Origin of the sequence: Deinococcus budaensis (assembly GCF_014201885.1) — a bacterium.
GTDB classification, from domain to species: domain Bacteria; phylum Deinococcota; class Deinococci; order Deinococcales; family Deinococcaceae; genus Deinococcus; species Deinococcus budaensis.
Map to the genome: position 1 here is coordinate 60702 of NZ_JACHFN010000017.1, position 22072 is coordinate 82773.

Annotated in this window: 22 protein-coding genes; 8 read left to right on the forward strand and 14 right to left on the reverse strand. The window is 72.8% G+C overall.

Annotation, left to right across the window (positions count from 1 at the left end; translation table 11 throughout):
- Positions 1–35 precede the first annotated feature (35 nt).
- Entirely contained in the window at positions 36–1067 is a 1032-nt protein-coding gene (locus HNQ09_RS16590) for an SIS domain-containing protein (protein WP_184031523.1), read from the reverse strand.
- A 49-nt stretch (positions 1068–1116) separates the two neighbouring features.
- A complete protein-coding gene (locus tag HNQ09_RS16595; protein WP_184031524.1) occupies positions 1117–1272 on the reverse strand; it encodes a hypothetical protein in 156 nt (51 codons plus the stop codon).
- Between the two features lie 92 nt (positions 1273–1364).
- Here HNQ09_RS16595 and HNQ09_RS19290 point away from each other — a divergent pair, with 92 nt between their 5' ends.
- The 5 genes from HNQ09_RS19290 to HNQ09_RS16620 all read left to right on the forward strand — a co-directional run bounded on the left by HNQ09_RS19290 (position 1365) and on the right by HNQ09_RS16620 (position 6293).
- Positions 1365–1772 carry a glycosyl hydrolase-related protein gene (locus tag HNQ09_RS19290; protein WP_184031525.1) on the forward strand — a complete coding sequence of 136 codons (408 nt, stop codon included), beginning with the start codon at positions 1365–1367 and terminating at the stop codon, positions 1770–1772.
- A gap of 204 nt (positions 1773–1976) precedes the next feature.
- Positions 1977–3743 (forward strand): hypothetical protein, encoded by a 1767-nt coding sequence (locus tag HNQ09_RS16605; RefSeq protein ID WP_221269927.1) that lies wholly within the window; start codon positions 1977–1979, stop codon positions 3741–3743.
- 179 nt (positions 3744–3922) lie between these two features.
- On the forward strand, positions 3923–4993 hold the full coding sequence (locus HNQ09_RS16610; protein WP_343057891.1) for an acyl-CoA dehydrogenase family protein: 1071 nt from the start codon (positions 3923–3925) through the stop codon (positions 4991–4993).
- Complete coding sequence (locus HNQ09_RS16615; RefSeq protein ID WP_184031527.1) at positions 4990–5703, forward strand: PIG-L family deacetylase; 714 nt, start codon at positions 4990–4992, stop codon at positions 5701–5703. The genes HNQ09_RS16610 and HNQ09_RS16615 overlap by 4 nt, the downstream gene beginning before the upstream one ends.
- A complete protein-coding gene (locus HNQ09_RS16620; protein ID WP_184031528.1) occupies positions 5700–6293 on the forward strand; it encodes a class I SAM-dependent DNA methyltransferase in 594 nt (197 codons plus the stop codon). The genes HNQ09_RS16615 and HNQ09_RS16620 overlap by 4 nt, the downstream gene beginning before the upstream one ends.
- Here HNQ09_RS16620 and HNQ09_RS16625 read toward each other — a convergent pair.
- Positions 6257–7375, reverse strand: coding sequence for a glycosyltransferase family 2 protein (locus HNQ09_RS16625; protein WP_184031530.1), 1119 nt, complete (start codon positions 7373–7375; stop codon positions 6257–6259). The two genes, HNQ09_RS16620 and HNQ09_RS16625, sit on opposite strands and share 37 nt — an antisense overlap.
- Between HNQ09_RS16625 and HNQ09_RS16630 the strand changes: the two genes are divergently transcribed.
- Complete coding sequence (locus HNQ09_RS16630; protein ID WP_184031532.1) at positions 7374–7544, forward strand: hypothetical protein; 171 nt, start codon at positions 7374–7376, stop codon at positions 7542–7544. The genes HNQ09_RS16625 and HNQ09_RS16630 overlap by 2 nt on opposite strands.
- A 152-nt stretch (positions 7545–7696) precedes the next feature.
- Here HNQ09_RS16630 and HNQ09_RS16635 read toward each other — a convergent pair whose 3' ends face one another.
- Together HNQ09_RS16635 and HNQ09_RS16640 are read right to left on the reverse strand one after the other, a co-directional pair.
- Positions 7697–9115, reverse strand: a complete 1419-nt coding sequence (locus HNQ09_RS16635; protein ID WP_184031533.1) for a glucose/sorbosone family PQQ-dependent dehydrogenase — start codon at positions 9113–9115, stop codon at positions 7697–7699.
- 54 nt (positions 9116–9169) lie between these two features.
- Entirely contained in the window at positions 9170–9943 is a 774-nt protein-coding gene (locus tag HNQ09_RS16640) for an SDR family NAD(P)-dependent oxidoreductase (RefSeq protein ID WP_184031534.1), read from the reverse strand.
- Between the two features lie 185 nt (positions 9944–10128).
- On the opposite strand from HNQ09_RS16640, the gene HNQ09_RS16645 reads away from it, so the two are divergent.
- Positions 10129–10569, forward strand: a complete 441-nt coding sequence (locus tag HNQ09_RS16645; protein WP_343057893.1) for a MarR family winged helix-turn-helix transcriptional regulator — start codon at positions 10129–10131, stop codon at positions 10567–10569.
- Positions 10570–10611: 42 nt separating this feature from the next.
- Here HNQ09_RS16645 and HNQ09_RS16650 read toward each other — a convergent pair whose 3' ends face one another.
- The gene (locus HNQ09_RS16650; RefSeq protein WP_184031535.1) at positions 10612–11826 is read right to left on the reverse strand and encodes an MFS transporter; all 1215 of its coding nucleotides are present in this window, start codon (positions 11824–11826) and stop codon (positions 10612–10614) included.
- Positions 11827–12205: 379 nt separating this feature from the next.
- Here HNQ09_RS16650 and HNQ09_RS16655 point away from each other — a divergent pair, with 379 nt between their 5' ends.
- Positions 12206–13075 carry a hypothetical protein gene (locus HNQ09_RS16655; RefSeq protein ID WP_184031537.1) on the forward strand — a complete coding sequence of 290 codons (870 nt, stop codon included), beginning with the start codon at positions 12206–12208 and terminating at the stop codon, positions 13073–13075.
- Between the two features lie 7 nt (positions 13076–13082).
- Here HNQ09_RS16655 and HNQ09_RS16660 read toward each other — a convergent pair whose 3' ends face one another.
- From HNQ09_RS16660 to HNQ09_RS19350, 8 genes are all read right to left on the reverse strand, one after another.
- Positions 13083–14372, reverse strand: a complete 1290-nt coding sequence (locus tag HNQ09_RS16660) for a glycoside hydrolase family 125 protein (protein WP_184031538.1) — start codon at positions 14370–14372, stop codon at positions 13083–13085.
- Entirely contained in the window at positions 14369–15253 is an 885-nt protein-coding gene (locus tag HNQ09_RS16665; RefSeq protein ID WP_184031539.1) for a carbohydrate ABC transporter permease, read from the reverse strand. The genes HNQ09_RS16660 and HNQ09_RS16665 overlap by 4 nt, the downstream gene beginning before the upstream one ends.
- The gene (locus HNQ09_RS16670) at positions 15253–16185 is read right to left on the reverse strand and encodes an ABC transporter permease subunit (protein ID WP_184031540.1); all 933 of its coding nucleotides are present in this window, start codon (positions 16183–16185) and stop codon (positions 15253–15255) included. The genes HNQ09_RS16665 and HNQ09_RS16670 overlap by 1 nt, the downstream gene beginning before the upstream one ends.
- Positions 16182–17399 (reverse strand): GntR family transcriptional regulator, encoded by a 1218-nt coding sequence (locus tag HNQ09_RS16675; protein WP_221269928.1) that lies wholly within the window; start codon positions 17397–17399, stop codon positions 16182–16184. The genes HNQ09_RS16670 and HNQ09_RS16675 overlap by 4 nt, the downstream gene beginning before the upstream one ends.
- A gap of 9 nt (positions 17400–17408) precedes the next feature.
- Positions 17409–18449 (reverse strand): glycoside hydrolase family 76 protein, encoded by a 1041-nt coding sequence (locus HNQ09_RS16680; RefSeq protein ID WP_184031541.1) that lies wholly within the window; start codon positions 18447–18449, stop codon positions 17409–17411.
- Complete coding sequence (locus tag HNQ09_RS16685; protein WP_184031542.1) at positions 18446–19945, reverse strand: glycoside hydrolase family 76 protein; 1500 nt, start codon at positions 19943–19945, stop codon at positions 18446–18448. Before HNQ09_RS16685 ends, HNQ09_RS16680 begins: the two co-directional genes overlap by 4 nt.
- Positions 19946–20004: 59 nt before the next feature.
- The gene (locus tag HNQ09_RS16690; protein ID WP_184031544.1) at positions 20005–21252 is read right to left on the reverse strand and encodes an ABC transporter substrate-binding protein; all 1248 of its coding nucleotides are present in this window, start codon (positions 21250–21252) and stop codon (positions 20005–20007) included.
- A gap of 679 nt (positions 21253–21931) precedes the next feature.
- On the reverse strand, positions 21932–22072 hold a 141-nt coding region (locus tag HNQ09_RS19350), incomplete at its 5' end, for a roadblock/LC7 domain-containing protein (RefSeq protein ID WP_484482069.1).

A 22072-nucleotide genomic window follows, 5' to 3' on the forward strand; every position in this document is an offset into this window, starting at 1 on the left:
AGGCCGCAGCGGGGACCCGCCGGGGCCTGGGAAGGTCAGCGGGTCTTCGTCACCTTGCTCAGCAGGGGCGGGGCGTCGGGGTCCAGGCCCCGGTGCAGCGCGAGGTGCGCGGCGAAGAGATAGAAGGCCAGCGCGCTCGCCACCGGGTCGGTCAGCCCGTGCCCGGTCGCCGGGGTGGTCAGCGCACTTCCGGCCGCTGGCCCCAGGGTCCGCAGGTCCGCGCCACTGGCGCTCAGGTCGGCGTAGGCGCGCCGGGCCGCTTCCCCCGCCGCGTCCACCGAGGTGAAGCCCAGCAGCGCCACTCCCCCCGCCAGCAGCCGCTTGGGACCGTGGTCGAACTCCGCCGCCGAGTACGCCTCGGCGTGGATGCCGCAGGTCTCCTTGAGCTTGAGGGCCGCCTCCTGCGCCACCCCGTAATGCAGCCCGCGCGCCAGCACCAGCAGGTTGTCCAGCGACCGGTAACGCCCCGCCAGGTCGCGGGCCTGCTCCTCCAGGGTGAGGGTCTGTTCGAGGGCCTCCGGCAACGCCTCCAGAGCGTTCACCAGTTCGGGGTCGCCCGCCAGGGGGGCGATCACGGGCAGCAGGGCGGTCAGGCTGGCAAGGTAACTCTTGGTCGCCGCGACTGCCCGCTCCTCGCCGCAGCGCAGCGGCAGCACGAACTCGGCCTCGCGGGCGAGGTCGCTGCCTTCCACGTTGAGCAGCGCCACCGTGAGGGCGCCGCCCTGCCGGGCCATGCGGACGGTCTCGACCACGTCGGGACTGGCCCCCGACTGGGAGACGGCGATCACCAGCGCCCCGCGCAGGTCCAGCCGCGCGCCGTAGAGGGTATGGACGCTGGGACCCAGGCTGGCGACCGGGAGGGCCAGCCGGGTTTCGAGGGCGTATTTCAGCACCGTGCAGGCGTGGTCGCTGCTGCCCCGGGCGACGGTGACGGCGTAGGGCGGGCGGCGCTGGCGCAGGGCGGCGACCAGGGCCTGGGTGATCCCGGCGTTCTCGCCCAGTTGGCGGCGGACGACCTGCGGGGCCTCGCGGGCTTCTTGCAGCATCAGGGGACCAGGGGGGGTCATGGGCAGGGGCCTCCAGAGCAGAGGGTGAGGGGGTGGGGCGGAGGGGCGGTCAGCGACACCGCTCCCGCGCCGACAGCGCCGCCCCCAAGAATATCTGGGTGTACCGGCGCAGGCCGACGCTGCCGCCCAGGCAGATCACGTCCAGCCCCAGCAGGCGGTGGGCATCCCGGAGGCGGCCTGCGAGGGCCGAAAGGGCCGGTTCCAACAGGTCCTGCGCCGCCGTGAAACTGCCCTCCGCTCCCCGGCGCGTCCGGTTCCGTCCACGACGCGGAGGGCCAGGAACTGCCTGCCCAGCCGGTGGGCGCCGACGACGGCGAGCACGAGTTCACCTACGCCCTTTATCCCCACCCCGGCCGCTGGGCAGAGGGCGGCACCGTGCGCGAGGCCGCCGACCTCAACAGCCCGCTGGTGGCGCTTCCCGTCTCCGGCCCGGTGCCCGCCGGAAGCCGGATCAGCGCCTCGGGCCTGCCGGTGGCGCTGGGGAGCCTCAAGAAGGCGGAGGAGGGCGAAGGCCTGATCCTGCGGCTGTACGAGCCGCATGGCGCGCGCGGGGAAGCCAGGCTCGAGATTGCGGGGCTGCGGCGGGCCGAGCGCGTGAACCTGCTACAGGAGGAAGCGCAGCCCCTCGCGCTCACGGGAGAAGGGGTGCAGCTCACCCTGCGCCCGTTCGAGGTGGTCACGCTCCGGCTGCACGTCGCGCCGTGAACGCCACGCCCCGCTTCCCCAGGTCGGACCCGCTGGCGCCGTGGCCGCCGCCGGGGAGAGAAGCCCCCCACCGGAAGGGCCGCTCTCCGGCAGGAACCCGGCCTGCGCCGCCGCGCCTGTGCCGGAGATGAAGGCCAGCTCAAGGCTTGAGTGGTCCTGGGCCGGGGGCGGCGTCAGGGAAGAGCCGCAATACTGCCCGGCGTGATGTTCGCCCGTCGTCTGACCCGCTCTCTGGCCCTGCTGGGCCTGCTGAGTTCTTCTCTTGCCGCCGCCGCTCCGCTGGTGGTGTCCGCCGGGGGGCAAAGCGCCCTGCAACGCCCCGCCGTGCGCGCCGGAGACTCCTGGCTGCTGCCGCTGCGCGAGGTCGCCGCGCGCCTGGGGGTGGCGGTCCACAGCGGCGGCCAGCAGCTGGTGGCGGGGAGACTCACAGTGTTTCTGGAGGCGCGCAGCCTGCTGATCGACGGGGTGCCGTATGCCGGTGGCCTGGGCTTCGGCGCGGACGGTGAGCCGCTGATCGAGGCGCGGTTGCTGGCCTACGCCCTGGGTGCCCAGGTCAGCACCGGACCCGCTGGAGAGCTGATTCTCACGCCGGGTCAGGCGCCGGCGGCGCGGCCGGCCAGCCCGGTGCCGGGCGGCCCTGTGCTCAACAGTCCTGCACCCGACAGTCCCGCGCCGGCCAGCCCCGGATCCCCCGCCAGCCCGGCGCCGGGAACGGCCCTCCCTGACCCCGGCAACGCGCCCCAGGCACGCTTCGTGACCAGCAAGGCCACCTACGCGCCGGGAGAGCAGGTGCAGTACACCGACTATTCCTTCGACCCCGAGGGGCTGAACCTCGCCCGGCAGTGGTCCGGCGCGCAGCCGGTGTTCTTTCAGCCGGGCGAGTACCCGGTGACCCTGACCGTCACCAACAGCAAGGGCGCGCGCAGCGCGCCGCTGACCCGGGTCATCCGGGTGCAGGGGGCCACGCTGGACACGCCGCTGACCTACGCCCTGCGGCACACCGCTGCTGGACAGACCTTTGCGGACCCGGGCGTCATGAGTTACCCCGCGCTGACGCCCACGCGGCTTTCTGCCCTGCCCGCCGCGCTGGTGTTCAGCGACTCGCCCGAGGCCCCCACCCAGCCGGGCGTGCTGTACCGTGACCGGGTCTCGGGCCGGGTGCGGGTCGTGGCCTACCACCTCAACCGCACCCCCCGGCCCGCCCGGCTGTACGTGCTGGCCCGCGCCAGCGGCGCGGCCGCCAGCAGCGTGCAGGTGCGCCGGGACGGCAGCGCCGCGCCGACGCGGCTGGAAAGTGTGCTGGGCCAGGTGTCGGTGCTGGACTTTCTCGCCAGCGGTGCGGGCGCGCGCCACACCCTGGGGGCGGGCGAACCGGCCGTGCTGTACGCCAGCCCCACCCTGCAACCCGGCCAGGGCGCCAAGGTCCTTCAGGACCTAGAGTTCAGCGGCCCCGCCGAGATCACCACCGTGCTGCTTGAGGAGGGCACGCCGCCCAGCGCCGCCACCCTCGCGGGCCTGCCTGTGCTGCCGCCCGACGCCAACCACCAGCGCGGCACCTTTCCCGAGGCCGTGCGCAGCCTGCAAGTCACCCTGGGGGCCTTGCCCGCGCGGCTGATGCTGGGCGACGGGGTGCAAGACCCCCCGCTGTCCGGCGTGGACGCGACCACCGGCGCCCCGCAGCGCCTGATGGGCAACTACGGCTTGCAGTACGACCTGACGGTGCAGGCGTCTGCCCCGGCCGTGGTGGGCTTCGTGCCGCGCGGCGGGCCTTACCGGGGGGCGGCGGTCACCGAGGCCGCGGGGGACCGGCAGTTTCTGAAAATCCCCGCCTCGGGGATGCTCTCGGACCCCAACACCCCGCTGCTGCTGCGGCGCCTCTCGCCCGGCCGCACCACCTTCTCCTTCATTCCCTCGGGCGGCTCCTTCCTGCCCGTGGTGATCGTGTTCTACCCGCAGCCCGTCTCCCGCTGAAGGGGGCCGGTGCGGGGGGCGCGGGCCCCCCCCGCGCGAGGCTGCTGGATCGCACACCGTGCCCCCGGCCCGCCCTGCCCTATGGTGCGCGGGTGAGTGACCGGAGTTCAGAGTCGGGGGGGCGGCGAGGTCCCCCTTCGCCCCCAGGCCACCTCCCCCCTGCGGGCCTGCCTGCCCCCGTGGCCGCCACCCTGGCGGGCGAGGCGGCGGCGCGGGACGCCGACGGGGCCTTTCCCGCCGCGTCCTTTCAGGCCCTGCGGGAGGCGGGCCTGCTGACGGCGTCCTTGCCCACGTCCCTGGGCGGCCAGGGGGTGAAGGGCGCGGCCCTGCTGACCCTCCTGCGCCAGATCGGCCGCGCGAGCCTCCCCGTGGGCCGGGTGTACGAGGGCCACGTCAACGCGCTGGGGCTGATCCAGCGCTACGGCACGTCCGCGCAGCTGGCCCGCGCCGCGCGGGACGCCGATAGGGGCGAGCTGTTCGGCGTGTGGAACACCGAAGACGGGCCGGGGCTGCGGTTGGAGGCCGGGCCAGGCGGCCTGACCCTGGTGGGCGGCAAGACCTTCGCCTCCGGGCTGGGTCACGTCACCCGCCCGCTGCTGCCCGCCGAGGCCAGGGAGGGCCGGATGATGGTGCTGCTGCCCACCGGGCGCGAGCCGGGCGTCCCCGACCCCAGCTTCTGGCAGCCGCTGGGGATGCGGGCGACCGTCTCGGGCCGGGTGGACTACAGCGGGGCGCGGGTGCAGCAGGAGGACCTGATCGGACAGCCCGGCGACTACTACCGCCAGCCCGAGTTCGGCGGCGGGGCGCTGCGCTTCCTGGCCGTGCAACTGGGCGGGGCGGGGGCCGTGGTGGCCTCGGCGCGGGCGGCGCTGCGGGAGCTGGGCCGCGCCGGGGACGACGTGCAGCGCCTGCGCTTCGCGGAGGTGGCCGTGCGGCTGGAGGCGGCCTGGCAGGTCACCCGTGAGGCCCAGCGGCGGCTGGACGCCCTGCCGGACGGGGCCGACCCCGCGCCGCTCCTCGCCTACGTGGCCCTGGCCCGCACCGCCACCGAGGACGCCTGCCTGCTCGCGGCCGAAGCCGCCGAGCGGGCGGTGGGCGCCCGGGGCCTGCTCGCGCCCTGGCCCACCGAGCGGCTGCTGCGCGACCTGCGGATGTACCTGCGCCAGCCCGCCCCCGACGCGGCGCGGCTGGCGGTGGGTGCGTGGCTGCTGGACGCCCCCGATGCCGGGGACCCCTGGGAGGAGGCGTGAAGGGTGCACCGACGCTGACCCCAGCCACCCTCCCCGATCCGGTCTGGGTCGCCGCCCCCCACCCCGACGACGAGGCGCTGGGCTGCGGCGGGCTGATCGCCGCGCTAGGGGCCGCCGGGCGGGAGGTCTGGGCCTTGCTGCTCAGTGACGGCGGCCTCTCGCACCCCAGTTCCCCGAGCCATCCCCGCGAGCGGCTGGCGGCGGCGCGGCTCGCGGAATGGCGAGAAGGTCTGGCCGAGCTGGGCGTCCCCGCCGTGCGGACCCGGGCGCTGGGGCTGCCCGACGGCGAACTCCACGCTTGCGCCGGGGCCATCGCGGGGGGTGCCCGCGCCGCCTTCCGGGAGGCCCCGCCCGGCACGCTGCTGCTCCCCTGGGCGCGCGACCCCCATCCGGACCACCGCGCGGCCTGGGCGCCGCTGCTGGAGGCCGCCCGCGCCTTCCCCGCCGTCCGGCGGCTGGCGTACACCGTCTGGCTGGAGGAGCGCGGCGACTCCGCCGACCACCCCCGCCCCGGCGAGACCCTTCCCCTCACGCTGGACGTGCGCCCCTGGCTCGCCCCCAAGCGGCGGGCGATCCTGGCCCACCGCACCCAGCTCGGCCTGATCGCCGACGACCCGCGCGGCTTCACCCTGCCCGTGACCCTGGTGGAGCGGGCGCTGGGCGGCACCGAGACCTACCATGAAGTCCTGCCCCAAGAGGTCCCCGCATGACCCCCCCCGACGAGACCCTGTCAGACGCCTATTTCGAGGACGTGTACCGCGCGAGCGCCGACCCCTGGAACTTCGAGACCAGCGCGTACGAACACGCCAAGTACGCCCGCACCCTCGCCGCCCTGCCGCGCGAGCGCTACGCCCGCGCCCTGGAGGTGGGCTGCTCGATCGGGGTGCTGACGGGTCTGCTGGCGGAGCGGGTCGACGCCCTGCTCAGCGTGGACGTGAGCGAACAGGCCCTCGCCCGCGCCCGCGAGCGCAACCGGGACCGCCGGAGCGTGACCTTCGAGCGCCGCCGCCTGCCCGCCGAGGCCCCGGACGGCCCCTTCGACCTGATCGTGCTTTCCGAGGTGGGGTACTACTTCAGCACGCGGGACCTCGAGGCGGTGCTGGACGTGCTGACCGGGCGCCTCGCTCCCGGCGGCGACCTGATCCTGGTCCACTGGACCCCCTTCGTCCCCGACTACCCGCAGACGGGCGACGCGGTGCATGAAGCCGCCCTGCGCCGCACGCCCGCGCCCCTGATCCACCGCTGCGGCGAGCGCCACGGGCGCTACCGGCTGGACGTGCTGAGCAAACCGGAAGCCTGAGCGGCCGGGCCTCCCCCGGGCGCGGCGGCCCGAAGCTGCCCGCGCAGCTCGGCCAGCGCCCGCGCGACAGGCACCGGGGGATGCTGCCCCTGCCACAGGCCCGCCCTGAACCGCGCGGCGTGGGCAGCTTCCAGGGCCAGCCCCAGGGTGGGCGCCCGCAGCGCCTCGCGCAGGTCGGCCGGGGCGGCCAGCCAGCGTCCCGGCAGCGCGGCGCTCCAGCCCCGCTGCCGGGCTTCTTTCAGGGCGGCTTCTGCCCGGGCGAGGGCAGCGATCTCGGCGGCGCCCGGGACCCGCCACGCCGCCGGGTCCGCGTGCCACTCGGCCAGCTGGGTGCTCAGGCCCAGGGGCACGCGGCCACTCATGCGGGCACTGGTGTGCACGCGGGCATGGGGGGTGCGCCGCACCCGCAGGTCGTGGCGGCGCAGCCCCTGGACCAGCGCCACGTCCTCCAGATGCGGCACGTCCGGCACGCCGCCCACCCGCCGGTAGGCGCGCAGGGTCAGCGCCAGGTTCGCCCCGAAGTGCTGGTGGTGCCGGGGCCAGGGGTCGAAGGGGTCGGGGTTGAGGCGCGCGGTCAGGCGCTCGGCGGCCAGCCGGTACGCCGCGTCTTGCAGGTACACCCGCCGCACCGGGCCAGGCAGCCGCGCCCGTTCCTGGGGGCACAGCAGGATGCGGCCGCACGCGGCGTCGGCGCCCAGACCAAAGGCCGCCTGCAAGTGCCGCAGCCAGTCGGGCGCGGGCACGCTGTCGGCGTCGGTGGTGACGATCAGGCCGTCCAGGTTTCCCCCCAGCCGGGCGGCGGCAAGGTCCAGCGCGGCCCGGCGTGCCCCCACCACGTTGGCGTCCTCGGGGGGCAGGGTGTGGGTCACCACCCGCACCGGGCGGCCCGCCGGAATCGCCCGCGCGGCCCGCTGCGCCGTCTGGTCGCTGGAGTTGTTGACCACGATCCAGACCTCGTAGCCGTCCAGCGGCTGCCCCCCCGCGCCGACCTGTCCGGCCAGGGCGCGCACGGTGCGGCCGATGCGCTCGGCCTCGTTGCGGGCCGGAACCGCGACGACAGTCTGGGGAGGGACGACGGGCATGCCTGGGGTGCAGGCTAGTTCGGCGGGCCGCCTCAAGACGGCAAGAATCCACACCGACCCGCGCGTCCACCCGGCCAGCGGGGCGGGGCAGGCGCGCGGAGAGGAGTCGGCCCGGTCGCTGGGCCTCCGGGGGGGTCAGGCGCTGCCGCAGGGCCTCCCGCCGGGATGAAGGCCCTTCGGATGAGCTGCACCCCCTTCTGGGCGCCCGGAAGCAGGTCGGCCCACGCGGGCGGTTCGGGGGTTGGGGCGGGGGTCGGCGCCCTCACGGGGCCGGGGCGGGCGCGCCCCCGTGCCTGGCCGCGCGCCCCGCCCCGGCTGCGGTCACTTCCCGGTGTAGGTAAAGGCCAGGATCGCGCCGGGGTTGGCCATCTCGGTCACCCGCTGGCCCTGCTGCCCGAGCATCTGCCCGCCGCTGTCGGTAATCACGTAGATGGTGCGCCCGTCGGCCGAGACCGCCGTGTCGCGGTAGCGGTTGTTGGTGGGCAGCACCTTGATCGCCTCGCCGCGCGTGTTCAGGCCGCTGGGCATGATCGGCACGCGGTACACCGCGCCGTACTTCAGGCTGGTGACCAGCAGCGAGTTCTTCCAGCCGGGAATGCCGTCTTTGCCGTAGGCCTCCAGGCTGCTCAGGGCGGGCGTGGGGCGGTAGAGGTTGGTGCCCTCGATGGGCGTGTCCGTAAAGTCGTGGCTGTTGGGCACCACCCAGAAGCTCATCAGCGCGTCGGTGAGGTTGGGGGCGCTGAACTCGGTCTCCCGGCTGGTGGGCACGCTGGCGGGAATGCGGTACGGCTCCCACGTCAGGCCAGCGACGTTCGGCGCGGCCGACCAGTTGCCGTAGACGTAGGACTGGTTGTCCTGATAGCCCACCACGTTCGGCCAGCCGTAGTTGCCGCCGCCGCGCAGCACGTTGATCTCGTCGTCGCTGTTCGGCCCCTGCTCGCTGGAATACAGCACCCCGTTGCTGCCGAAGTCCAGCCCCTGCGGGTTGCGGTGCCCCACGGTATAGACGTGGCTGACCACGCCGCCGATGGAAGGGTTGTCGCCCGGAATGCTGCCGTCGAGGTTGATTCGCAGGATCTTGCCGGTGTAGTTCACCCAGTTGCGTGCGGCGATCTCGGCGGCGGTGGGCAGCACCTGCGAGGTGATGGGCTTGGCGTAGTTGGCGAACTGGTTGTGCCCGAGGTCGCCCATCGTGAAGTACAGCTTGCCGTCGGGGCCGACCTTCAGCCGCCCCGCGTTGTGGTCGTTCCCGGCGGGCAGGTTGCCGATCACCAGCGTGGGCGCCGTCAGCCGCCCGCTGGCCGCGTTGAAGGTGTAGCGCACGATCTTCTTCTTGGGCGCGGCCTCGGGTCCGTAGGTGTAGGCCACGTAGACCCAGTCACGGCCCTGGCCCTTGAGGAGGTCCGGGTGCAGCGCCATGCCGAGGAGGCCCTGGTGCTGCCCACCCGCGAGGGCACCGGGGATGGTGACCGCCACGCTTTTTTGCCCGGTCGTGGGGTTCACCCGCACGATCTGCTTGCCGAGGCGCTCGGTGACCCAGAGCTGCCCGTCGGGGCCAGCGGTGAGTTCCCAGGGCATCTGGAGGCCGGTGGTCACGACCCGCATGGTGAAGGGTTCACCGACCGGCTGGCGAGCGGCGTTGGTGGTCGGGGGCGGGGTGGTCTGGCTGCCCCCCGCGAGGGCACCCGTGCCCAGGGCGAGCAGCGAGACGGTCAGGGCGGCGGACTTGAGGTTCTGCATGAGTTGGCTCCTTGAGGCGAGGGGGGAGGAGAGAGGGCGGCCGAGCGGCGGGCTTCAGCGGGCGTTCACGTATCCGGCGTCCACGTGCAGGGTCGTGCCCGTCACGTAGCTCGACAGGTCCGAGGCGAGCCACAGGCTGGCCTGGGCGACCTCGACCGGCTGGGCGAAGCGGCCCAGCAGGCTGAGTTGCGGGGCGTAGCTCTCGGCGTCCAGCCCGAACTGCTCGATGGCCCCGCGCAGCATGGGCGTGTCGATCGCGCCGGGGGCGACCGCGTTGACGCGGATGCCGTGCTCGCCGTTTTCCATCGCGGCGACCTTGGTGAGGCCGTTCACGCCGTGCTTGGCGGCGACGTAGGCGACAGTGTTGGCCTGGGGCCGGAACCCGCTGACCGACGAGATGTTGATGATGGACCCGCCGCTGCCCTGCTCGCGCATCTGCCGCAGTTCGTACTTCAGGCACAGGGCCGTGCCCTTCAGGTCCACCGACATCAGGCGGTCCCAGTAGGCCTCGTCGAAGTCGTGTACGGGGCGGTCGTCGGGGGTCAGGGCGGCGTTGTTCACGGCCACGTCGAGGCGGCCGTAGGCGTCCACGGCGGCCTGCACCATCGCCTGCACCTGCTCGGCCTTGGAGATGTCCACGTGGGTAAAGGTGGCCGCGCCGCCCGCCTGACGGATCGATTCCACGACCGCCTGGCCCTTCTCGTCGTTGAAGTCCGCGACGACGACCTTGGCTCCGGCTTCAGCGAACAATCTCGCGGTGGCCTCGCCCATGCCCATGGCGGCTCCAGTGATGATGGCGACTTTGTCTTGCAGAGTGGGGAAAGTCATGCTGGCTCCTTTGCACGGAGTAGAGGGAGATGTCGGCGGTCCGCTGGGCCGCAGACCGCATTCGCCAGGACATTCAATACTTTAATATTGAACCGTTTTGAGAGGTGGCGCACTTTTCGGGCGTGCCCGGCAACTGGGTGAGGGAACAATGAAGGTTGTGCTCCCTGCCCCGCTATAGTGGCGGTGTGAGCGTGGACACCGCTGCCGCCGACCGGGAAGGGGTGCTGGATCAGCCCTCCATTCGGCTGTGGCGCCGCCTGGTACGGGTCACGCAGGCCAAGATGAGAGAGGTCGAGGGCGCGCTCGCGCCGCTGGGACTGAGCGCGACCGAGTTCGACCTGCTGGCGGTCGTGCGGGCGCGCGAGGGCGCGACCCAGCAGGAACTCGCCCAGCACCTGCTGTTCACCGAGGCGAACATCACGTACCACGCCCAGCGGCTGTGCGCCCGGGGCCTGATTCGCCGGGAGGCGTCCGGAAAGACCAAGCGGCTGTTCCTGTCGCCTGCGGGCCACGACCTGATCGACCGGGCGCTTCCGGTGGTCGTCGGCCTCCACGAGCAGCAGTTCGCGGCCCTGGAGGCCGGGCAGCTGCGGCAGCTCGCTGCGTTGCTCCGCCTGCTGCGCTGACCCGCGCCGCGGCCGGTGGCCGGGGAGTCGGGCGCGGTGGGGTCAGGCGTTGCCGGTCGCGGCCTCCCCGGTCCCGGCCTCGCCTCCGGTCCGCACGAACGCCTCGTACAGGGCCAGCAGCAGCGCCGCGGCCACCACGATGCACAGGCCGATCAGCTCCAGGCCGCCCGCGCGGGCGATGACCCCGGTGAGCGCCGTGAGGGCGGCGCCGCCCAGCGCGGCCGCAGCGACCTGAAAGCCGATGGCGCTGTTGGCGTGCGCGGCGCCGACACGTCCGGGCGTCAGGCTGATCAGCGAGGCGAAGATGGGCGCCAGGAAAAAACCGATCATCATCAGGCCAGCGACCGCGAGGGGGCGGGTCGGCTCCAGCCAGAACAGCAGCGCTCCGGCGACGCTGGCGATCAGGCACAGCCGCAGCGTTCCCACCAGCGGCACGCGGTTGGCGACAAAGCCGAAGAGAATCCGCCCGACCATCAGGCTGCCCCAGTACAGGCTCACGTAGAGTCCGGCCGTCGCCTCCGGAACCGCCCGGCCCAGCGTCAGCAGCGAGTAGCTCCACTGGGCGGTGACGGCCTCGACGCCGGTATAGAAAAAGAAGGTCAGCATCCCCAGCCAGGCGGCCGGGCGGCGCAGGGTGTCGCGGGTGCGGGCGGCGGGCGGCGGCGCGGCGGCCCCGACCCCGGCGGCCCCGGCCCAGCGTTTCCGGGTCAGAAAGAAGGTGAGGGCGAGCAGCAGCTGGGCACTGCCGACGATGACGTAGCTCCAGCGCCAGACATTCCCCGAACTCAGCACCGCCGTGACGATCAAGGGGCCGAGGGTGGTCCCGAGGCCGAAAAAGGCGTGCAGCCAGTTGAGGGTGCGGGGGCTGAAGTGCCGGGCGCCGTAGGCGTTGAGGCCAGCGTCGATGGCGCCGCCGCCGAGTCCGGCGAGAAAGCCCAGGGCCAGCAGCAGCGGCCACAGCGGGGTGAGGGCAAAGCCCAGCAGGGCCAGGGCGGCGGCGAGGGTCGAAAGGGCCAGCACCGTCCCGATGGGCAGCGCGCGCAGGATGCGGCCGCTGAGGGCGCTGGCCGCGAGGTAACCCGCCGTCGTGACGGCGGCCAGCAGGCCCAGGGCGTCGAGCGACACGCCGAAATCGCGCCGCATGGACGGCCAGGAGACGCCGAGCAGGCCGTCCGGCAGGCCCAGGCTGACAAAGGCGATGAAGGCGAGCAGGACCAGCAGCGGACGGCGGGGGGGCGGGGACGGCAAGGAGGGCATCGGCAACAATTCAAACAGAAATGGAGCGGCCACGGCGCCCTCGCCCCGCAGCGGGTGGCCGCTGGATCAGGCTGGAGACCTCGTTCAGCCCTGATCCCTCGCCCTGGCCCCTGCGGTCTGACGGCGGCGGCCCGACCCGCCGGGCCAGGGGATCAGGCCTTCCACTGCCGGGGTCGCCGTCGCCCGATTCTCGGCGATCCAGTCTTCGTGGCAGGGTGCCGCTGCCGGGCGACCCGGGAGGTCGCGCGTGGCCCGGCCCGGCACGCCGGATTCCGGAGGGAACATGGCCCGGGCGTAAAGCGCGCGGCGGGTAGGAGAGAGGCTGGCCGCATTCACCGCCCCCTCACGTCCCGTCAGGCCCGGCCCGTGACGCTGGGGCATGTCCTCCAAGCTGCTGAGCCTGCTGGGTGCTGCGGCGCTGTCCACCAGCCTCGCCCAGACGCCCGCCGCCTCCCCCGAGCGTGAGCTGGAGCTGCTCCAGCGGGCTGTCACGCCGCTGTGGGGACCCGCCTCGCTGCGCAGCACCGTGCTGGTGGGGCAGGCCCCGGCCGATCTCGGCTTCGCCCTGCCCCAGGGAAGCCGGGTGATCGGCAGCGTGGTCACCGAAACGCCCGACCCGGCCTATCCCGCCGGGGTGACCGTCTACTTCGACACGGCGCTGACCCCCGCGCAGGTGGACGCCCACTTCGCCCGGGTGCTGGCCCCGGCGGGCTGGAAGGTCTTTCCCCTGCCGTCCGGCGGGCCGTCTTCGTCCGGGGGCTTCCTGCCCAGCGCGCCGGTCGGGGGCCGCCCCTACTACCGCGAGAAGCCAGACCAGCAACTGAACATCCAGACCCGGGTGGTCGGCGGGGTCACGCAGGTCACCCTGGGCCGCCAGCGCTCGCCCGACCTGGCCCAGACCCTGCGCTACGCCCAGGACGAGCGGTTCGATCCCGTCCGGCTGCTGCCCAGCCTGACGCCCCCCGCGCAGGCCACAGTCTCCCCGCGCGGCGGGGGCGGCGGGGGCGACAACGTGATCCAGTACGCGGGCATCGAGAGCACCCTCCCGCGCGCGGCGCTGTTTGACCACTACGCCGCGCAGCTGCGGCAGGCCGGATGGACCCTGCGCAACCGCGCCGACGCCGGAAAGCTGACCAGTTCCCTGTGGAGCTTCACCCAGGACGGCGAGGAGCGGGTGGGCCTGCTGCTGATCGGGGAAGCGGCCCAGGGCCAGTACCGCGCCACCCTGGGCATTCAGGGCCTGGAGTAGAGGCCCACTACGGGCGCCGCGCCGCGCTGCGGACCTGCGCCAGCACCAGCTCGGCGAACACGCTGTTGGCCCAGCCGAACCACGGGCGGGTAAAGGCGGCGGGGTCGCCGGGGTCAAAGGATTCGTGCATCAGGTCGGTGCCCGCCGTCGTGCGCGCCAGGGTGAGCAGCGCCTCTTCGCGCTCCGGGCCGGGCGGGGCGGTCAGGCCCGCCATCCCCAGCGCGATGGGCCACACGTACCCGGGGGGCGTGTGGGGGCTGCCCACCCCGCTCGCGTGGGCACCCGCGTAAAAGTGCGGGTTGGCGGGACTCAGGACAAAGCGGCGGGTGTTGGCATACACCGGGTCCCCGGCGGGCCGGTAGCCCAGGTAGGGGAGAGAGAGCAGGCTGGGCACGTTCGCGTCGTCCATCAGCAGGTGGCGGCCCAGCCCGTCGGTCTCGTAGGCGTAGAGGCGCCCGAACGCCGGGTGGTCCACCACGCCGAAGCGCTCGATGCCCGCCGCGATCTCGCCGCCCAGGGCCAGGGCTTCTTGCGCCAGTTCCCCGTCTTCCCAGACCCTCCGCGCGATCTCGGCGAGGTGGCCCAGCTCCACGGCGGCCATCATGTTGCCGGGCACGTGGTAGTTGTAGGTGCAGGCGTCGTCGCTGGGGCGGAAGGCCGACCAGACCATGCCCGTATAGCCGATCGGGTTTCCTTCTCCACCGTTCGGCAGGTTGTCGGTGGGCAGCACGGGATTGGGGCGATGGAAGCGGTAGGGGCTGCCTCCCCCGGCGTGCCGCTGCTCGCCCCGCAGGGTGGCGAGGATGAGGCGGGCGGCCTCCCGGAACTCGCCGTGCAGGGGCGAGGTGTCGCCGGTTGCCCGCCAGTACCCGTGCGCGAGGCGCAGGGGGTAAAGCAGCGAGTCGAGTTCGAACTTGCGCTCCCAGACCAGCGGATGAGGCTCGGGCAGGTCCGCGTGCCCGGGGCCGCGCGGCTCGGCGTTGAAGGCGTTGGCGTAGGGGTCCAGCAAGACGCAGCGGGCCTGCCCCCGGATCAGGCCCGCCAGCATCCCGCGCAGGTCCGGGTCGTGGGCGCTCAGGGCCACGTAGGGCCAGACCTGCGCCGTGGAGTCGCGCAGCCACATCGCCGGGATATCCCCCGTGATCACGAAGGTGGTGCCGTCCGGCCGCCGCGTGACGGTGGTCTCCAGCGTGTTGGGCAGGCAGCGCGCAAAGACCCGCACCACGTCGGGCCACCCGGCGAGGTCGCGCGCGACGTCTTGCACCAGGCGTTCCAGGCTGGTCTGGGTCCGCCTCATTTCGTCCCCGTAAAGGCGATGGACTGGGTAAAGTAGCGCTGCGCGAACACGAACACCAGCAGCACCGGCAGCGACACCACGACCGAGGCGGCCATCAGCGGCCCGTAGTCGGTGGTGTGGTTGAAGCTGAACGATTGCAGGCCCATCTGCACGGTCGCCATGTCGGGGTCGTTGAAGACGATCAGCGGCCACAAAAAGAGGTTCCACCCCGCCTGAAAGGTGAAGATCCCCAGCGTGGCGAGCGCCGGGCGGCACAGCGGCAGGTAGATGCGCCAGAAGATCAGAAACTCCGACGCCCCGTCCACCCGCGCCGCGTCCACCAGGTCGTCGGGCAGGGTGCGGAAAAACTGCCGCATGAAGAAGACCGCAAAAGCCCCGGCTGCCCCCGGCAGCACGACCGCCCAGTAGGAGTTCAGCAGGCCGTAGCCCCCCTGCCCGGCGAGGTCGTTGCCGCCCACCAGCGGAAAGGTCCGCAGGATGATGAAGGTCGGAATCAGGGTGATGATTCCCGGCACCAGCAGCGAGGCGAGCTTCATCCGGAACAGCGCCTCGCGCCCCGGAAAGCGCAGCCGGGCAAAGGCGTACCCTGCCAGCGACCCCAAAAAGAGGTTGGCGAGCACCCCCAGCGCCGCCATCACGAACGAGTTGTAGAAGTAGCGGGCGAAGGGGACGGTCGTAAAGGCCTTGACGTAGTGCTCGAAGGTCACCCGCTCGGGCCACCACTGGACCGGGTCGCGGAAGATGTCGGCGTTGGGCTTGAGGGACGTGACGACCATCCAGTAAAAGGGCAGCGCCATCACCAGCGCGACCAGGGTCAGGCCGCCGTAGAACAGCACGTCGCCCAGCACGCCGAGGGGTTTGACCCGTTTTCTCGCCAGCATCACGTCACCCCCGAGTCGCGGTTCAGGCGCAGGTTGAGCAGGCTGACCACCAGAATGGCGAGCGCCAGCACAAAGGCCTGCGCCGAGGCGTACCCCATCTGAAGCTGGGTGAAGCCGTTTTGGTAGATCTGGTACACGGCGGTCGTGGTCGCGTAGCCGGGGCCGCCCTGGGTCATCACGTAGGCCTGGTCGAACAGCTGAAAGGCGCCGATCAGCGTCATAAAGGTCACGAAAAAGGTCGTGGTCCGCAGGGTCGGCAGGGTGATGAACCGGAAACTCTGCCAGGGGGTCGCGCCGTCGAGGGCCGCCGCCTCGTAGAGGTACCGCGGCACCCCGGCCAGCCCGGCGAGGTAGATGATGATGCTGCCACCCAGCCCCTGCCAGAGGGTCACGAAGACGATGGCGTACATCGCCGTATCCGAGTTGGCGAGCCAGGCCGGTCCCTGGATGCCGAACGCGCCCAGCACCTGATTCACCACCCCGTAGTCCCGCTGAAGCATCCACGACCACACGGTCGCCCCCGCCACGCTCGACGTGACGGCGGGGATATAGAACAGGGTGCGGAAAAAGACCATCCCCGGCTTGGGGCGGCTGAGCGCCAGCGCGAGGCCCAGCGAACAGGCGATCATGGAGGGCACGTACAGCAGCGCGTAAAAGCCCACGTTGCGCACGCCCAGCCAGAACAGGTCGTCGGTGAGCAGCCGCGCGTAGTTGGCGAGGCCCACCCAGCGGACCGGCGTGAGGATGTCGTAGCGCGAGAAGCTCAGCACGAACGCGAACACCACGGGCGCCACCGTGAACAGCAGAAAGAGGCCCATCGCGGGCGAGATGAACAGCAGGGCGGCGCGGGCCTCCGGGCGCAGCAGGCGCGAGCGGCGCCGGGCGGGCCGGGGAGGACTGGTCGCCGGGGTGGTCGTTTTGTGCAGCGTCACGGGGCAGGCTCCTTCCGGGAAGGGGGCGGCGCGGGGTGGGGAGGGGCGGCCCGGGTCAGCGCGGCCGGGGCCAGTGCGGCGGGAGGAGGCGCCGTCGAGCGGCCCGGCACGATCTCGAACGCCACGGGATTGCGCAGCGGCGCTTCTTGCCCCCCCAGCCGCGTCACGGCGAGGTCCACCGCCCGGCGCCCCATCGCCTCTTGGTCCTGGCGGACGTGGGTGAACAGCGGGCCGTCCAGCGGATCGCCCGGCGAGTCGAAGCAGGCCACGCTGACGTCTCCCGGCACCCGGCGGCCCAGGGCGCGCAGCGTGTGGGTCACTGCCAGCGCCAGGGTGTACTCCGCGACCAGAAACGCCGTGACGCCCGGGGCCGCCGCGATAAAGGCCTCCAGCCGCGCCACGTCGAGGCGCACGTTCTCGGGGCGCAGGTGCAGCGGGAGGCTGCTTTCCAGCGCGTGCAGGGCGAGGTCGGGCCGCGCCGGGAGGCCCGCTTCCTCCAGCGCCGAGCGGTAGCCGGACAGGCGGTCTTCCAGCGAGGACGTGTTCTCGATGGGCGGGGACACGAAGGCGATCTCGCGGTGGCCGAGGTCGAGCAGGAAGCGCGTCAGGGCGGCGGCCGCGCTCACGTTGTCGGTCGCCACGCTGGGCGCCGGGATGCCCCGCAGGTACCGGTCCACCAGCACGACGGGAAAGCCGTCGAGCACCGCCTGGAGCAGCACCGGGTTGTAGTGCTCCCCGTGAACCGGAAAGACGATCAGGGCCTGCGCGCCCGCCCGCCGCAGGGCCGTGACCCCGGCTTCCTCGGCCCCGCGCTCGCCGTAGGTCCGGCGCAGCAGCAGGCTGTGCCCGCGCGAGGTGCAGGCCGCCTCCACCCCGCGCACGAGGTCGAGGCCGTAGGCTTCGGCAAAATCGGGCAGCAGCAGCCCCAGGGTGGAGGCCCCGACCCCGCCCCCGGGCGAGCCGAGGCCCAGGTCCGCCCGCACCCGGTCGAGGTCGGGCAGGGCCGCGCGGACGAAGGTGCCCCGCCCGCGCGCTCTCTCCACGATGCCCGCCCGCGCGAGCAGGTCAAGCGCCCGCCGGGTCGTGATGCGGCTCACCGAGAAGCGCCGCGCGAGTTCGAGTTCCCCCGGCACCCGGCTCCCCGCGCGCAGGTGCCCCTGCCGCACGTCTTCGAGCAGCTCGGCCATCACGTTGGCGTACAGCAGGCCCGTCACGCCGCCTCCCTACGCCCCGGCCCGGAGGGCTGCCCGCTGGGCGGCCGCCGCGCTCTCCCGCAGCAGGACGCCGCTCAGCGCCGCGCTGAGGTCCAGGGGCCGCCCGGGCACGGCCGCCCAGTCGGGGCCGTTCAGGCCGGAGGTGGGGTCGAGGTGGCGGGCGGCGCAGGCGGCGTTCGCGGCCAGGAAGGCCCCGATTCCGGCGGTACTCGCCGCGTCCTCCCGCGCGAGCAGCCCGAGATACCGCACGAGGACGCCCTTGAACAGCCCGCCGTCTCCGGTGCCCTCGCCAGGCAGGACCGGGCCGTATCTTTCCAGCGCCGCCCCCGCCGTCCGCCGCGCGAGGGCCAGCGCCGCGCTGTCCCCGGTCGCCTGCCAGAGCGCCGCGCCCGCCCCGATCACGGTGCCCTCGTTGTAGGTAAAGGCCCAGTCGCGGTCTATCCGGCCCGGCGCCTCGCGGCCCACGCCGTCCCAGACCACGCCCGTCGTGGGGTCGATGAGGTGGGCCTGGAGCCAACGCAAAACCGCCAGGGCGAAGTCGAGGTGATTCTCCTCGCCGGTCTGCCGGGACAGCCGCGCCCCCAGGATCACGGCGGGCGCGTTGGCGGGCGTGTTCTTGTAGCCGGGCTGCGTCCGGCGCCACGCGACGCCGCCTCCCTCGTGCCCGTTCCACCCGCCCCGGATGTCGCCCCAGAGGTCCAGGCAGTCGGCCAGGAAGCGCGGGTCGGCGCTCACGCCGTGCAGCCGCAGCAGCGCGAGCGCCATCCACAGCATGTCGTCGTAATAGTCGTTGTGGAGGCTGCCCCGGTTGGCCGGCCGCACGCCCTCCACCAGCCGGGCCGCGCGGGCGAGGTGCGCCTGCTCCCCGTCCCGCTCGAAAGCGTCCACCAGCGCGTCGAGCGCGTGCGCCTGCCACCAGTAGTGGAAGGGGTCGTCCGGCCGCAGGAGCCGGGGCGGCAGGCAGACCCGGTAGAGTCCGGCCTCGTCGTCCCAGAAATGGGTGTCCAGCGCGGCCTGCGCCTGCCGGGCGGCGTCCGTCCAGGCGCTCACGGCGCGGCCTCCAGGGTCAGCGAGTCGAGGGTGAGCCAGCCGTAGTCGTCCGCACCGAACAAAACGGTGAGGCGCGACGGCCCCGGCGGCAGGGTGACGGTGGTGCCCACCGTGCCCCAGGTGGTCCAGTCCTGTGTGGCCGCGAAGTTCACGGGCTTGCCCACCCCGTTCAGCACGAGCTGCCGTGAGGCGATCCCGCCGCCCGCCCCGTAGCGCAGGGTCACCCGGTAGGTGCCCGCCCCCGGCGCGTTCACGTCGAAGGCCACCCCCTGCCCGAACGAGCGGAAGTTGCCCACGTACCCGCGCCCCGAGTGCCCCGGCGCCCGGCTCGCCGCGTCCACCCCGAGGTTCCGCGCGTTCTCGGCCTCGTAGCGCCCGTCTTTCCAGGGAATGCGGGCGGGCTGCGCTCCGGCGTTCAGCACGGCGGCCACGGCGGACCCGGCGGCGAGGCTCTGGAGGGCGTCCGCAGAAGGCACGGCGTCCCAGGCGGTGCCCACCAGCCCGTCCGCCCGCCGGGCATTCCAGGCGCTGGCCCCCTGGTCTCGCAGCGCGGCGAGGTACTTCTCCCCGCCCGGCTCCCCCGCCAGCCGCCTGAGCGCCCGGACCGTCACGCCCTTGAAGCCCCCGCCGTCGTTGGCGCCCTCGTCCAGCAAGATCCCGTTCTGGGTGAGGTTCGCCAGCGCCCAGTCCATCGCCCGGCGCGCGTCCGTCAGGTACGAGGCGTCCCCGGTCGCGTCCCGCAGCGCCAGCGAGGCGAGGACGAAATTGCCGAAGTTGTAGGTAAAGTCCCAGCGGGTCACGGTTCCATCGCCTGCCCCGGTCACGTGGTCGTACACGCGCGGGCCGTCCACCAGGCGGGCCTTGACCCAGGCGTGGGCTTTTTGCGCCCGGTCGAGGTACTTCCCGTCCCCGGTCGCCTGGTAGAGCCGCACGCAGGTGTTCACGTAGGGCGCGTTCGTGGCGACGTTCTTCTGGTCCTTCACCGAGCGCCGCCACCACAGCCCGCCGCCGTAGCGGTTGTCCCAGCCCTGCCAGATGCGGCCTTCGAGTTCGGCGGAGGCGTCGAGGTAGCGCCTTTCCCCCGTGAGGCCGTAGGCGCGGATGGCCCCCTGCGCCCACCAACCCAGGTCGTCGTTGTAGTCGTTGGCAAAGTCCGGGTACGCGGCCAGGAAGCCGTCCCAGACGGCGCCGATCATCGCCCGGTAGGCCGGGTCGCCGGTCGCCTCGTGCGCGTCCATCACCAGATCGAACAGTTGCGCTTCCCACCAGAAGTCCGAGTAGAGGCCGCCGACGGGTCCGGCGCCGTGCTCGGGGTGGGTCTTCTGGTCCGAGTAGGTGTAGAAGTACCGCGCCTGCGGGTCCCAGTAGGCGCGGACAAAGGCCTGCATCATGGCGCGCGGGTCGGACGGCGTGGGCGCGGCGGCGCGGGCTGCCCCCAGACCCAGGGCCAGGATCAGACTCGGGGCGGCCAGCAAAAGGAACGCGGCTCTGGGCATGAACGCTCCGGGGGGGGAGGGCGGGGGCGCGGCGCGCTCGGCCACCCTGCCCCCGCTCTTCAGGGGTTGGCGTTGTCGCGCAGCACGCGGTCGCCCGCCTCCTGCGCCTTTCTGAGGGTAGTGCGCGCGTCCTGCTTGCCCTCCAGGAACAGTTGCAGGTTGGGCACCAGCGCGTTGCCCTCCATCGGCGGGTAGCCGGGCACGGTGGGGCGGATGCGCGCGAAGCGCAGCGTGTCGGTCATGGGCTTCCAGAAGGGGTCGTTCTGGAAATAGGGATCGTTCACGGCCCGCAGGTTGCCGGGGATGTTGTTGCTGGTCTTGCCCCACAGCAGGGCATTTTTGGGGTCGGCCAGCCACCACTTCACGAAGGTCCACGCCGCGTCCTTTTGGCGCGAGGCCTGCGGGATGGCCAGGCCGAAGCCGCCCATCACCGAGCCGCGCGCCCCCGTCGGCCCGGCGGGCGGGGGGACGATGCCGAAGTCGAGGTCCTTGCCGTACTTGCGGTAGCCGTCGATGCTCCAGGGGCCGGTATAGATCATGGCCGCCTTGCCGGTCACGAAGGGGTCTTGCGCGTTCGCCTCGCCCTGGCCGAAGCCCAGTTCGTACACCCGGTTTTTGTTGATCATGCGGTCCCAGAACTCCAGCACCCGCAGGCCCGCCGCGTTGTTGAAGTTCGTCCGGGTGCCGTCGGCGGTCAGCATGGTGCCGCCCGCCTGCTGGAGGTACATGTTGAAGAGGCCGGGGTCGTTCATCAGAAAGCCGGTCCGGACCAGCTTGCCGCTGGCGTCGCGCTGGGTGAGCCGGATCGCCGCCTGTTCGAGCTGCGCCCAGGTGCGCGGAGGCTGAAGGCCCGCCGCCGCGAAGAGCTTCTTGTTGTAAAAGATCGCGCGGGCGTCCACCGTCAGCGGCAGGCCGTAAATCTTGCCCCCCGAGGAGAGTTCCTTGACCGCCTCGGGGTAAAAGTCGCGGATGTTGACCCGGTCGCGCGCGAGGTAGGGGTCGATGGGCGCCAGGACGTTTTTCGGCGCGTACAGCGCGGTCCGGAAGCGGTCCCAGATGATCACGTCGGGGACCTGTCCCGAGGTCGCGGCGGTCAGGAACTTCGTGATGATGTCCTGCTGCGGCACGTAGCGCACCCGCACGGCCCGCTGCGAGGCGTTGAAGGCGTTCACCATCGTGTTCACCTGCCGTTCGCCGTCCCCGGTCCAGTCTCCCCAGAGGGTGATGGTCGTCTGCGCGGCGGCGTGGGGCGTGAGCAGCGCGGCAGTGGTCAGGCCGAGCGCGAGCGTGCGGGAGCTGAACCTCATGGGGGAGACCTCCACGGCGTTGAGAGGACGGGGCGACTGCCTGCGGCTCGTCATGCCATCACACCTCCGGAAACCTGGCCGCGCAGCGCGTGGCCCTCGGCCCTTCAGACTTTTTGGTGTCCGCAGTGTGGGTTGGCTGTACATGACATGTCAACAGGACAACTCGCGGCGCTCTGTCGCCCTCAGAAGGCTCCCAGGGGGCAGGCGCGCGGCTGATCTCACGGCCCGCCCGCTCAGGCATGGCCGCCGCCCCGTCTCCCCCAGGGCCGCGCGCGGGGTGGGCGTCCGGCCGCCAGGACCCCCCGCCAGTGGTGCGGAAAGGCGGCCCAGTGCCGGACAGCCTGCCGCCCCTGCGGCCAGTCTGGATGGGCGGCGGCCAGGACCCGGTGTCGCCCGGTGGCCGCTCTGGAAAAAGGCCCGTTCCGGGCCGCGTCTGACAAGGGCCGCACCAGCGCGCGGGGCTGCGGCGAAGGGGTGGTACCCGGGTACAAAAGGTTGGAGGCTTCCCCAGCCCGGCGGGCTTCGCGGAGGGAAGCGGGCCAGCCTCAGGCAGGCAGAGTGGCCGGGAAAGACTCTCCCCGGCCACCCGGCTGGTTGGTGCTGGACAGGCCCCCGAGCGGAAGATGGGTCCGACGCGACTCAGCGTCTGTCTCCCCGGCATCGGCCGTGGCCTCAGGCTCTACAGGATGTCGGCGACGCCCTGTGCGGTGTCGCGGGCTTCCATATGCAGCAGGCCGAGGTTCATTCCCGGCGGCGTCACCACCGCCAGCACCCCCTTGGTCCCGGCCGCGTAGATGTACACCTGCCCGGTCGCCCCGCT

Excerpts from the sequence above, each read along its gene's own strand:
- HNQ09_RS16660 (WP_184031538.1), bottom strand. The coding sequence starts at position 14,372 with ATGAGGCGGACCCAGACCAGCCTGGAACGCCTGGTGCAAGACGTCGCG.
- HNQ09_RS16625 (WP_184031530.1), bottom strand. The coding sequence starts at position 7,375 with ATGCCCGTCGTCCCTCCCCAGACTGTCGTCGCGGTTCCGGCCCGCAAC.
- HNQ09_RS16685 (WP_184031542.1), bottom strand. The coding sequence starts at position 19,945 with ATGCCCAGAGCCGCGTTCCTTTTGCTGGCCGCCCCGAGTCTGATCCTG.
- HNQ09_RS16630 (WP_184031532.1), top strand. The coding sequence starts at position 7,374 with ATGCCTGGGGTGCAGGCTAGTTCGGCGGGCCGCCTCAAGACGGCAAGA.
- HNQ09_RS16640 (WP_184031534.1), bottom strand. The coding sequence starts at position 9,943 with ATGACTTTCCCCACTCTGCAAGACAAAGTCGCCATCATCACTGGAGCC.
- HNQ09_RS16665 (WP_184031539.1), bottom strand. The coding sequence starts at position 15,253 with ATGCTGGCGAGAAAACGGGTCAAACCCCTCGGCGTGCTGGGCGACGTG.
- HNQ09_RS16690 (WP_184031544.1), bottom strand. The coding sequence starts at position 21,252 with ATGAGGTTCAGCTCCCGCACGCTCGCGCTCGGCCTGACCACTGCCGCG.
- HNQ09_RS16620 (WP_184031528.1), top strand. The coding sequence starts at position 5,700 with ATGACCCCCCCCGACGAGACCCTGTCAGACGCCTATTTCGAGGACGTG.
- HNQ09_RS16635 (WP_184031533.1), bottom strand. The coding sequence starts at position 9,115 with ATGCAGAACCTCAAGTCCGCCGCCCTGACCGTCTCGCTGCTCGCCCTG.
- HNQ09_RS16655 (WP_184031537.1), top strand. The coding sequence starts at position 12,206 with ATGTCCTCCAAGCTGCTGAGCCTGCTGGGTGCTGCGGCGCTGTCCACC.
- HNQ09_RS16590 (WP_184031523.1), bottom strand. The coding sequence starts at position 1,067 with ATGACCCCCCCTGGTCCCCTGATGCTGCAAGAAGCCCGCGAGGCCCCG.
- HNQ09_RS16650 (WP_184031535.1), bottom strand. The coding sequence starts at position 11,826 with ATGCCCTCCTTGCCGTCCCCGCCCCCCCGCCGTCCGCTGCTGGTCCTG.
- HNQ09_RS16605 (WP_221269927.1), top strand. The coding sequence starts at position 1,977 with ATGTTCGCCCGTCGTCTGACCCGCTCTCTGGCCCTGCTGGGCCTGCTG.